The sequence below is a fragment of the Candidatus Borrarchaeum sp. genome, assembly GCF_019058535.1.
Taxonomy (GTDB): Archaea; Asgardarchaeota; Sifarchaeia; order Borrarchaeales; family Borrarchaeaceae; genus Borrarchaeum; species Borrarchaeum weybense.
The window spans coordinates 20,916-32,267 of record NZ_JAHPYX010000274.1 but is presented as its reverse complement, the minus strand read 5'-3'; the positions used below and the strand labels follow the sequence as shown (position 1 = coordinate 32,267).

The window sequence follows — 11,352 nt, the reverse complement described above, 5'->3', positions numbered from 1 at the left end:
GGGTAGCGTGATCTGACACGAGAATGATATAAAGTTCTTCCCAGGCAATTTGATCAAGAAGCAATCCCACCATACAATCTATTTTTTCAATTATTTCCACCTTCCCTTCGAAATCTCCATCGTGACCTGCTTCATCGGGTCCCTCTATATGAAGCAAAACCAAATCGTGATCTTCTAGAAGATTTAAAGCAGCACTAGCCTTGGCATAAACATTTGTATCTATGTATCCAGTAGCTTCTGGCACATCAACAACTGTCATGTTGATAAATTTGCAAAGGCCTTTAATTAAACTAACTGCGCCTACACACGCTCCTTTCAAGTTCCAGTTATTAGGAGGGGCTCTTAAATCTGAAACATATCCTCCCTTCCAGGGAATCACCACATTTGCGGGAAATTTATTTTGTGTTTTACGAGTTACATTTATTGAGTGATCACGAAGTAGTTCATACGATGTTTCTATGAACTCATTTAAGATCTTTGTAGTCCTTATGGCACTCTTTGAATCCTTTACAGGTTTAATTATAGCTTTTTCACCCTCTTGCATGATCTTTGGGCAAATAACTTCTGAGGAACAGTTTTTGCCTCTTAAAATTAAAGAACCTCTAAAGTCTAGACTTTCTTGAAATAATAATTCAACACCATCAATTTCATTCAATTCTCTTTTGATCAAATCTGCTAGTACTCTAACTCTTTCTCTAATTCTTCCTGCACGTGCATCAATAATATCATACTCTTTGTTTATCGTTGCAAAATTGCATCTAAATACGATATCACCAATCATGGGGATCAGACCTGCACCTAAAGCTTCAAAAAAACCTCTTCCATTTTTAATTTTGGTATAGTCATATCCGAGCATAGAAAGATGTGCTTCTGCGCTCCCTGGGGCTATTCCAGGCGCTATTGCATTTAAAAGACCGTTGATTCCTTCCGCTGCTATGTAATCCATATTTGGAGTATTCGCCCATTCTAACGGAGTAAAACTTCGTATTTCCGATGTTCTATCCGCCATTCCATCTCCAACAATAAAAAGAAATTTCTTCATGTCTATGCGCTTCCAAAATCCCTTAAATCTTTTCTGTAAAGCCTTAGAGCTTATACTGTATCCAATCATTAAAGGAGGCTATTTCCATTTGTCAATGACGTTGGATTCTGCTCTGGATCTAAATACAAGGAGAGATAGAATGAATATTAGAGACCTAGGTTAATATATCCTACTTCAAATATATAAATATGATATATTCTCTGTAATCGCATAAAAAGAACGACATGCCAGAAACTTGCCATAACGTTTACAATGTCGATTCTGAAACCCTATGCGATTAAATACGACGTCAAGATTTGAAATGCTACTGTTCGATTGATTAAGAGGTACGATGAATGCAGAACATTAACATCTTGTCTTTATTTTTATTTTTTGAAAATGTTTTAAGAGCAGATCAGAGACTGCAAATGCTCATAACAATTTTCTTAGCCTTTTTAATAGATTTAACGGTAGGAGAACCACCAGAATCCATACATCCAGTAGTATTGATAGGAAAAGTGATTAGGAAGTTAAAGAATGCTTTGAAGCATCAAAATCCACGCATAGAGAAATTCAATGGTTTAATACTAGCAGTAAGCACAATTATAATCTTTGTAATTCCCTTACTTTCATTGTTAATGATTGTTCGTATATTTCTTGGAATATTGGCCTCGATTTTATTCGCGGCATACCTTCTAAAAACAACCTTCTCAATGAAGTTTTTTATCAGTTTAATATCTCCAATTGCAAACGCACTCGAAAGAAATGATATTGAGGACGCCAGAAACCTTGTATCACGTGTGGTTGGAAGGGATACGTCAATCTTAGATAGCAGGCTAGTTGCATCAGCAGCAGTTGAAACGACTGCAGAAGGGATACCTGATTCTTTGATCTCACCAATTTTTTATTTTATTATTTTTGGAGTATTTGGAATTGTAACTGGAATAATTGGTGCGTTAGTATTTCGAGCAGTAAGCACTTTGGACTCGATGGTTGGTTACAAAGATTCCGAACATATCAATATAGGTATGGTTTCAGCAAGATTAGATGATGTTGCGAATTTCATTCCTGCTCGTCTTTCCGCATTATTAATCGTTATTGCCTCTGCTCTTCTTAGAGAAAATTATAAAAACTCATGGAAAATAATGTGGAGAGATGGATCTACAACAAGTAGCATTAATTCTGGATGGGTGATGGCTGCTGCTGCCGGTGCGCTTAATGTTCAACTTGAAAAGCCGGGAAATTATTTGCTTGGGGATGCTATTGAGGTTGTGAACACAAGCCATATTTTTCGAACCACTAAAATATTGAAATTTACGATATTACTCTTTATATTGTTTATATGCTTTCCACTCATCCTTTTTAGTCCATTTGTCAGCCGTCCATTGCTTAGATTTATTGCTGTATCAATAGCATCGATTTTAATGGTTTATATTTAATGACCTTTATAATATCAAAAAGCTATATTTGTGATAAAAATGACACCAGATATAGAAGAGATCAAAATTGATGGAATAACTGCTGAGATTAACGAAAATGCCATTATAATTAACTCAGATATTCCATTGAAAACTTTAAGTTCAGCAGTTCTAAATGGGGGACTCATTGAAAGTCGAAGCATATTGAACTATCAAGTTCCTTTAGATTATTCACATGATGATCCAAAAAAGGACTTAAAACGTGTTTCTGAGGCATTTGATCTTAAACCACCAGTAATTGGGCTGATGACTGGTGTCAATATTAAAAATGTTTCAATTAAAAACGAAATGCGTAATAACATATCAACATGTGCAATAATAACAGCGGGGCTTTCTAATCCTGCCGCTGCTGGAGATTATATTCCTATACAAGATTTCGGTACGATAAATATTATTGTGTTGATTGATGCTGATTTGACGAATTCTGCATTAGTAGATGCAATTAAAACAATAACTGAGGCAAAAACCTTAGTATTGCATGATTTAGATATAAGAAGTCCCTATTCGAAACATTTTGCGACAGGTACAACGAGTGATGCAGTAGTTGTTGCATGTACAGGACAAGGCGGAACTTATGAATATGCTGGTACTGCAACCAAAGTGGGTTATTTAAGTGCCAGAGTCGTTATAAAGGCTTTAAAGATCGCTCTAGAGAAACAAGAGGGAATTGTATAGCGGAGGCGAAAAAGCTGGCATTTAAGAAAATTAAGTATCTATTTTCATTTCTTACAACTTTGCCTGTTAAAGGTCCTGAATCCTTTGAAGAAATAGCAGATGGCTTCTACATTGCACCATTTGTCGGCTTTATAATAGGCTGTCTCGCAGGTCTCTTAGCTTATATTCTATCTTTAATTTTTCCTCCTTTACTTACTGGAATACTAATTTTGGGATTTCTTTTCCTGATAACTGGATTACATCATACAGACGGGCTATTTGATTTTGGCGATGGTTTAATGGCACATGGAGATCCGGAAAGACGACTAGAAGTTATGACAGACCTAAGAATTGGTGTAGGTGGGATAGGATTAGGTTTAATAATACTAATGACTACATTTCTGTCTATTTCTGAGATAATTAGACTCTCCAGTCCATTTTCCGCACTTATTATTCCCGGATCATTTCGTGTTAATACGTTCCTAGAATTCTTTCTTGGTATACCTATGATTATACAAGCCTTAATTATAGCTGAAGTTTCAGCAAAATTGTCTATGGTTATGATAGCAGCAGCAGGAAAACCCGCAAAAAAGGAAAGTATGGCTTTAACAGTCATTAAAAGAATGAAAAACAAAGGCAAATTCGCAATAAGTATAATTCTTTCGCTACTGTTTCTAGTTCCTTTTCAGTGGATTGGAATAATTGGTTTGTTTACTGGAATACTAGTAGCACTTTTAATCAACTCTATATCAGTTAAACGATTCAATGGGATTACAGGGGATGTAATGGGTGCAACAAATGACATTTCACGCGTAGTAACTTTGTTATGCATAATAGCAATCACCGAAATGGTTTGTCCGTGTGCATTGGGCTTTAGGATACCGATCTAGCCAAAAGTGAGTAGAATGAAGGTAACTGCGTTGATAATGGGAGGGGGCAAAGGTACTAGAATGAAATCTAAAGAAGAAAAAACATTAATTCTATTGAATGGCAAGCCAATAATCTATTGGGTTATCGATGCGATCCACGCTGCTAAAAATGTTAAGGAAATAATCGTAGCAACTAGTTATGCATCACCACAAACGAGAAAATATTTACATCAACTTGATGTTAAGATCATAGATACTCCAGGAAAGGGATTCCATGAAGATATGAAACATGCAATCCTTACTGAACAGATTAAGGATCATGTCTTGGTAGTCGCTGGAGATTTACCTCTTCTAACAGGAGAGTTAATTGATATAATAGTTGATTATTATGCGACTTTGGAAATCCCGAGCTTGGCGATTATGGTTCCACTTGAAGTTTTTATAAAACATGATTTAACGCCTTCGATAATATTTACCATTGATGAAAAACAAGTAATACCAGTAGGTGTAAATATAAATGATGGAAGTCATATTGATAAGAAGGAAATAGATCAAGAAATCATGATTGTCGAAGACGTTAGATTAGCATGCAATGTGAACACCTTGAATGACTTATCTATTGCAAAAAGTCTTTTCCAGCAACTACGAAAATTAAAGTAATGAGTCTTTACGCTCCTTTGTTTTGTTAGAAAATGAGATGTTAAGAATCTCTGCTATGGTAGGGGCTATATTCAGGATGTTTCCGTTTTCATGGAATCCTTTAGATAAATTACTCCCAATAAGCGATAAGAAAATTCCCATATCAGAAGACGAAAGGGATCCATGAATTGCTTTTGCATAGTGAGAATCTGTAACTCCTCCCTTAAAACATACAGTAAGATCGCCGATGTCTTTAGTAACAACATAGTATGGACTCAGTTCGTGAGGGCGTGCAACAAATTCAACTTTAGATCCAAAAGAAGACAGAATTTTGTGTTGAATCTCATTGATGAGTGAATTTGATTCAGAATACAAATAAGAGAGTCCCCCATTTCTAATTATAATTGCAGAGTTATCCTCAATCGGAAGTGTTATTCTCTCCGTAACTTCTGTTGACCCATGGTCGCTCATTATAAAAATAACTGGAGAGTCGTACTTATTCATAATGTATGAAAGGAGTTCTTCTATAATTTTTTCCAATAATGGAAGATGATTATTAACTTCTGCTGAATCCTTACCATAATAGTGCTTTAAAAAGTCTAGATAAGGAAAGTGAAATAATAATAAATCACTAGCATCATTTTTAATCGCTTGTTTTGCTAATTGCATAACCCAGATGTCTGGATTGTCGACATATTTTTGCCCGAGAGGATCATTAACATCGTCAACATGAAAAGAATAGGAATCGTCTATCTGTTCTCTTATCCAATAGGGTACCTTCGATAAAGGTACTTCAAATGGAAATGAGGCAATATCCTCATACTTGATATAAGTAGGTTCTAGGATTATGTCTGCACCTCTGCCACAGATTCTTCCTACGGCAAAACCAGTGATCATCATCGTTCTTAAACCATTTTTACTAGCTATTTCAAAGATAGTTTCTGTCGCTATCGCATTTGGATTCCAATTTCTTACGTCCTGAAAAAGCATCTTCTTTTTTTGAGTTCTATCATAGAAATTACCGATTATACCATGTTTATTTGGCGGCAAGCCTGTGAGCATACTTGAAATTGACGAAAATGTAAGCGATGGAAAGATTGTCTGTGCATTTGGAAAATGCATCGCGTTATTTTTCAGATTGGATAACTGCGGACATTTTTGAAGATCATTATGAGTCAAACTATCAATTAATATGATAAAGACCTTATTTTGGTTCATGAGATCCATTCCAAACGCCTATAATATAATATCTAGCTAGTTCTTTCACTAACACCTGCATCGGCAAAAGTAGCCATCTCGTTGAGAATTTTTATGCTTGCTTCGACTAATGGCATGGCTAATGCGGCACCTGTTCCTTCACCTAGTCTGAGATCAAGATTTAAAAGCGGCCTTTTATTAAACGTTTCTAGAATGATTTGATGGCCACGCTCTACCGATAAATGGGAGGCAATGAAATAATCTTTTACATTTGGCTGTAATTTATATGCTACTAGAGCCCCAGCACTAGAAATAAATCCGTCTAGTAAAATAGGTATCTTATGTGCTGCTGCTGCTAAAACCACACCAGTAATGCCGCCAATTTCAAAACCTCCAACTTTCGATAATACATCAATAGGATCAGTAATATCAGGAATATGCTTCGCCAAGGCTTTTTTTATTACATCGATTTTGTGAGCTAGCATTTCATCGTCAATACCAGTTCCCCGACCTGTTACTTGTTCAACGGGTGCTCCTGTAAGGGCAGCTACTATTGCAGAACTTGTAGTTGTATTGCCAATGCCCATATCTCCACAACCAACTATATCAATACCATTCTTAGCCTCTTGCTCAAATACCTCAATTCCCGCTTCAATAGATCTAATTGCCTCATCTTTAGACATAGCATGGTCTTCAGCAAAATTTTTTGTGCCATAATTGATTTTCTTATTGATAATTTTGCCAGAAGCTTCATTAAGATCGGCTGCAACCCCCATATCTACTACTACGACTTTAGCATCAACATGCCTTGCCAATACGTTAATGGCAGCTCCACCTCTCACGAAATTGTATACCATTTGTGGTGTAACCTCTTGAGGATACCCCGTAACGCTTTCTTTGACTACTCCGTGATCTCCTGCTAGTACAAAAATTACTTTCTTCTTTATCTTATATTCCTCATTTTCAGTTATCGTCAATACATCTTTAGTGATTTCTTCTAGCATTCCAAGAGAGCCAAGCGGTTTTGTAAGAGCATCTAGACGTTTTTGCGTTTTTGCTTTTAATTCATTCTTAATTGGTGAGATTTGATTTAATGTTTTCTTCAATACGTCCATCTTAAACCCTCATTAAATCTTTTTGACAACTCCAACAATTCTATAGCCTTTACTAGGACCAAAGGATGCTCATGTGAATCTATAATCAATTGAAACCTTCCTTAGTTTTTTACAGGATAGAGACCACATATTTTGCAATAATTCTTATTCATTGCAACTCCTCCACCACATCTTGGGCATATTTTTTCGTTATCATTAGGAGGAGGTATCTCCCCAACCGTCTCACGATATATCTTGAAATAATAAGCTTGTTCTTGACTATCTAAAGGAACAATCTTGGACAAATCATTGAATTCTTCCGTCTCAATACAAAATATTGTACTTAGATTTGTACTTCCGCTTCCTGCTTCTATCGGATACTTGGGCCTCCATACAACATCTGGAGATAAAATCTCTTCAAACGCTTTTCTTAGTATGTATTTTCCATGAGTTATTCCTTTACGTTCTGCTATTTTGAGCTCAGCAGGAATCTTAAGTGCTAAATCTATTATTCTTTCGTCAAGAATAGGCTGGAATACCCTTAATCCTAAACTTTCACCTATAGGCTTAGCAGAAAAAGACCAACGTTCTACACCCTCAGTTATCCATTTATCTACATCGCAGGGTTCTAGTTCAAACATGAAAGAATAGCCTGCGAAGAGTTCATCGCCTCCATCACCGGTGAGGACTGATTTAACACCAAACTCTTTTAGATATTTCAAACCGATATAGATTGTTATGTCATTTCTAATTTCCATTGGATCGAATGTTCTAAGCGTTTTAATTACATATTCTGCAGCCTCAGCAGCTTCCTCAAGGGTAAAAAGTTTAACAAAGTTTTGAAATGAAAACCGGTCAGCAACTATTTTTGCATAATAGAGATCAGGTGCGTCGCTATCAGAAAAACCAACTGAAAGAGTAATCGGCTTAAAATATCGGCTAACTAAAGCTGCTACAATTGAAGTATCAAGACCACCTGAAAGCAGGAAAGCATCGGCATAATAATCTTGAATGACTTCATTAAAAACTCTTAAAATTTCGTCTGTATACTTCTTTATACTATGTTCTTGCAAGTGTTTTTTACCCCCTACTAGATTACGTTAAAATCCTCTATCTCAAGAAGCAATCGGTCGTCTTTCACAACTTTTTTGCTCGCTACTATTTCTATACGCCGCTGGAAGAATGGACCATTAGTTACAAGGGTGTGATATTCACCATTTTCGCCACACAAATCGATTTCTCGACTTCTGAGGTAATCTATAAATTCCCAGTTAAGGGGATGTCCTATCCAGTCGTCATGTATAAGATCAGATTTAACGCTGATAATTTTGGCTTCAAAACCATTATTTATGAATTCCATTAGTAGATTTTCGTATTTTTGCTTCCATAACGGTTCAAAAACATCGAGTTCAGCTTCTTCACAAACCTTCTCGACCCAATCTCTGTTTTCCTGAAAATCTATGTCTCCAAATACTCCGCTTTCGATGCCTCTATTCCTCAGTTCCTTAATTCTTCTCTTAAATTCTCGTTCATAATCTTCCCAAGAAGCCCTCCCATAAACTATTGGAATTCCAATTGCTTTAGCTTGTGCATCAATAATTTCTTTTCTTAAACCATGACCTCTAGACCGTAAACCGTCTTCGTCAAGCATGTTAAATAGGAATTCAACATGTAAACCGGTTTTCAGAGCTCTAAATAACGCCAAGCTACTTTCTTTACCACCGCTCCAAGAAACAAAAACTCTCAACGGATTTCACCTTCTTTATTATGAATTTACTCTATTGAATAATTTGATTAAGCGCACCTAAGAGGCGTTTATTCTCTTTTTCAGTTCTTATTCCAATTCGAATATGATTATCACCCAGGGGCTTAAATGACGAGCAATTTCTTACTAAAATGCCGAGTTCCCTTAGTTCCTGTTCAAGACGAGTTCCTGTTAAACCAGTTCCACTAACATCAACAAAAAAATAATTTGCATCTGGTAATTCCGTCTTAAGCCCTCTTATTTTTGCTAAGTTCTCCATAAGAAATCTTTTTTGTTTATAGAAGAGTTCCTTAGATTTTTCTAGATAAGATATATCCTTTAAAGCCGCAATTGCTGCTACTTGTGCTAAATAGTTTACGTTCCATTCAAGTTTGGCGCGGCTCATATATGAGATTAATTCCTTAGATCCTATTCCATACCCGACTCTAAGTCCTGGTATAGCAAATATTTTGGTGAGCGAGTGAATTACAAAGACATTTGTATGTTGTGTAACTCTGATGGCATAACTTACACCTTTTTCTGTGCTGTCTATGAAAACTTCATCGAGAAAAACGAGAACCTGTTTTTCATTAGCGTCTTCGACAATGCTTTGAAGTTCATCTGGCGGCATCAATTTTGAAGTAGGATTGTTTGGATTGCATAGAAAAATCGCTTTGGTTTTATCGGTTATTTTTGCAATTATATCACTTGAATTAACAATAAAATCAGGAGATTTCAATTCTACAAATATAGGAAGTGCGCCCATGAATTCTGTCGCAACCGTATATTCGTCAAAAGTCGGAATGGGAATAATTACTTCGTCGCCCTCTTCAAAAAAAGTCTCTGCAAATAATCTTATCAGTTCATTCGAGCCATTCCCAACTATTAGATTTTCCTCATGTAGATTGTAAATCTTGGTAAGTTCCTTTTTAAATTCTGTCGAATGAGAATCTGGATAATGAGAAAGATTATGCAAATTTCGTCTTATCACTTCTATAACGGATTCTGGGGGTCCAATAGGGTTTATACTAGCACTGAAATCTATTAATTCTATTGCTTGTACATTGGGGTTTTTCTTATAGTGCCAAAACTTGCCCCCATGAGTGCTTGCCTTCAATTCTATTATAGATTTACGCGGTCGCATTATTTCACCCTTAATAAATATAGATAAAAAGAAAGGGCAATAATATCATCATATTGCCTCTTTCACTTTAAGTCCGATCCTATATCCAATTATACCTGCAACAAATCCAAAAATTACACCAACAATTACATTCAAAACAATAAACACGCCGTAGGGTACACCAAAGAAGAATTCTACAAATGCGACATACTCAGGATACGTAATTGTTAGCAAACCCAGCTGGAACGGATAGAACACAATTGCTCTTAAGCATGCTCCGATGCCTGCTTTTAGAGAATTATTAGGATATCCACCAGTGATATAGAAGAAAGCCTCTATTAATGCTCCAGGTAAAATATCAGATGCTAGACCGATTACTGAAAAAATATTTGGAAATAAAACTACTTCAAGAAGCCCATGGAGAAAGAAGATAAGAAAAACTGTTCCTCCCTTTCTTATTATTGTAGCTGCGAGCAGTACAAGAGTCATCGCTAAGAGTTCATAAACTATAACGGATACTACCCAGCTAAGCGGGGCCGGTATAGCAGCGAGCCCAATAAACCAAATTTGTTGCACACCATACCAGACGCCAACAAAAATTGCAATAACAACTAAATCAAATGTAGCAAACCGTTTGAAAAACCCTTTTTCTTGCTCAGTTTCCATTGTCACTGTTTCACCTCCTTAGTTTTTCATACTACTATTTGCATTAACTCTACGCTAATATTCTGAATAGAAAAGACTTCAATCAAGACAATAATAGATAAAGCAACCAGAAGGACTGAAAAAACCAACATGAGATAATCTCTACTTCCTAATTGAAGGGTCTCCATCGTAGTTGGATTTTTTGTAGCTCGAAAGCCTCGTGCATCTAGAGAATACGCTAATTGCATACTTCTACGTATCGAATGAATAATTAAAGGCGTAAACAATCTTTTGATTGATTTAATACGCCCTATTATACCACTTGTTTCAATTCCCCGAACATTTGCAACTGCTGTTAACTTCTTCCATTGTTCAATTGCGAGTGGAATGAAACGAATCGTAATGATTACCATGATTGTTAGCTCATAAGGACAACGTAGTTTTCTAAGTGCACTCACCATTCTACTGGGTTCTGTGGTAAGGGAAACCAATAATGCCATTGAGACTAATGATAATGTTCTGAATGAAAATGTAATTGAAGCAAGAAGAATCTCGGTGTAGATTCCAGAACCACCTATTATCGGAATCACTGCGGGAATTACTTCTATGTACGTTAAACGTTCTTTAGGCGCAATTCTTGAAAATACTGTTGAAGAAACAAACATAAAAGCAAAAAGTAACGCTATACTTTTAAAAAAGTAACTAACGGTCTTAATAGGTAACTTTGCAAGTAACCAAGCGCAAAGAACGGCGATAAATGAAAGAAATAGAATAAGTGCATCGTGAATTGTACTTATTAGCATCAAGAAAGACATCGAAGTTATCAACTTAACTCTAGGATCCAAGCTTGATGAACTAAAATTTATACTATTCTGCACTTATCTCGCC

General features: G+C 36.1%; 12 protein-coding genes. 4 read left to right on the top strand and 8 right to left on the bottom strand.

Features of this window, described 5'->3' with window-relative positions:
* Window positions 1-1,042: 2,3-bisphosphoglycerate-independent phosphoglycerate mutase (apgM, locus tag QVB70_RS17630; RefSeq protein ID WP_287589053.1), on the bottom strand; the 1,042-nt coding region annotated here is incomplete at its 3' end.
* A gap of 335 nt (window positions 1,043-1,377) precedes the next feature.
* On the opposite strand from apgM, the gene QVB70_RS17625 reads away from it, so the two are divergent.
* Genes QVB70_RS17625 through QVB70_RS17610 form a run of 4 tightly spaced genes read left to right on the top strand, consistent with a single transcriptional unit; the run spans window position 1,378 to window position 4,682 of the window.
* Complete coding sequence (locus QVB70_RS17625) at window positions 1,378-2,460, top strand: cobalamin biosynthesis protein (protein WP_287589051.1); 1,083 nt, start codon at window positions 1,378-1,380, stop codon at window positions 2,458-2,460.
* 39 nt (window positions 2,461-2,499) lie between these two features.
* Window positions 2,500-3,174 carry an adenosylcobinamide amidohydrolase gene (locus QVB70_RS17620; protein WP_287589049.1) on the top strand — a complete coding sequence of 225 codons (675 nt, stop codon included), beginning with the start codon at window positions 2,500-2,502 and terminating at the stop codon, window positions 3,172-3,174.
* Entirely contained in the window at window positions 3,078-4,043 is a 966-nt protein-coding gene (gene cobS, locus QVB70_RS17615) for an adenosylcobinamide-GDP ribazoletransferase (RefSeq protein ID WP_342766588.1), read from the top strand. The genes QVB70_RS17620 and cobS overlap by 97 nt, the downstream gene beginning before the upstream one ends.
* A 15-nt stretch (window positions 4,044-4,058) precedes the next feature.
* A complete protein-coding gene (locus QVB70_RS17610; RefSeq protein ID WP_287589047.1) occupies window positions 4,059-4,682 on the top strand; it encodes an NTP transferase domain-containing protein in 624 nt (207 codons plus the stop codon).
* Here the strand turns inward: QVB70_RS17610 and QVB70_RS17605 are convergent.
* The 7 genes from QVB70_RS17605 to QVB70_RS17575 all read right to left on the bottom strand — a co-directional run bounded on the left by QVB70_RS17605 (window position 4,674) and on the right by QVB70_RS17575 (window position 11,342).
* Window positions 4,674-5,879, bottom strand: a complete 1,206-nt coding sequence (locus QVB70_RS17605) for an alkaline phosphatase family protein (RefSeq protein WP_287589045.1) — start codon at window positions 5,877-5,879, stop codon at window positions 4,674-4,676. The genes QVB70_RS17610 and QVB70_RS17605 overlap by 9 nt on opposite strands.
* A gap of 32 nt (window positions 5,880-5,911) precedes the next feature.
* Window positions 5,912-6,973 (bottom strand): nicotinate-nucleotide--dimethylbenzimidazole phosphoribosyltransferase, encoded by a 1,062-nt coding sequence (cobT, locus tag QVB70_RS17600; protein WP_287589043.1) that lies wholly within the window; start codon window positions 6,971-6,973, stop codon window positions 5,912-5,914.
* A gap of 101 nt (window positions 6,974-7,074) precedes the next feature.
* Window positions 7,075-8,025, bottom strand: coding sequence for an asparagine synthase-related protein (locus QVB70_RS17595; RefSeq protein ID WP_287589041.1), 951 nt, complete (start codon window positions 8,023-8,025; stop codon window positions 7,075-7,077).
* Between the two features lie 17 nt (window positions 8,026-8,042).
* A complete protein-coding gene (locus QVB70_RS17590) occupies window positions 8,043-8,699 on the bottom strand; it encodes a diphthine--ammonia ligase (protein ID WP_287589038.1) in 657 nt (218 codons plus the stop codon).
* 31 nt (window positions 8,700-8,730) lie between these two features.
* Complete coding sequence (locus tag QVB70_RS17585; protein ID WP_287589036.1) at window positions 8,731-9,840, bottom strand: histidinol-phosphate transaminase; 1,110 nt, start codon at window positions 9,838-9,840, stop codon at window positions 8,731-8,733.
* A gap of 48 nt (window positions 9,841-9,888) precedes the next feature.
* Window positions 9,889-10,491 carry a hypothetical protein gene (locus QVB70_RS17580; protein WP_287589034.1) on the bottom strand — a complete coding sequence of 201 codons (603 nt, stop codon included), beginning with the start codon at window positions 10,489-10,491 and terminating at the stop codon, window positions 9,889-9,891.
* 20 nt (window positions 10,492-10,511) lie between these two features.
* Window positions 10,512-11,342 (bottom strand): energy-coupling factor transporter transmembrane component T, encoded by an 831-nt coding sequence (locus QVB70_RS17575; protein WP_287589030.1) that lies wholly within the window; start codon window positions 11,340-11,342, stop codon window positions 10,512-10,514.
* Window positions 11,343-11,352: the final 10 nt, after the last annotated feature.

Coding starts and splice junctions, on each gene's coding strand:
- QVB70_RS17625 (WP_287589051.1), top strand. CDS start 1,378: ATGCAGAACATTAACATCTTGTCTTTATTTTTATTTTTTGAAAATGTT.
- QVB70_RS17605 (WP_287589045.1), bottom strand. CDS start 5,879: ATGAACCAAAATAAGGTCTTTATCATATTAATTGATAGTTTGACTCAT.
- QVB70_RS17585 (WP_287589036.1), bottom strand. CDS start 9,840: ATGCGACCGCGTAAATCTATAATAGAATTGAAGGCAAGCACTCATGGG.
- QVB70_RS17620 (WP_287589049.1), top strand. CDS start 2,500: ATGACACCAGATATAGAAGAGATCAAAATTGATGGAATAACTGCTGAG.
- cobT (WP_287589043.1), bottom strand. CDS start 6,973: ATGGACGTATTGAAGAAAACATTAAATCAAATCTCACCAATTAAGAAT.
- QVB70_RS17610 (WP_287589047.1), top strand. CDS start 4,059: ATGAAGGTAACTGCGTTGATAATGGGAGGGGGCAAAGGTACTAGAATG.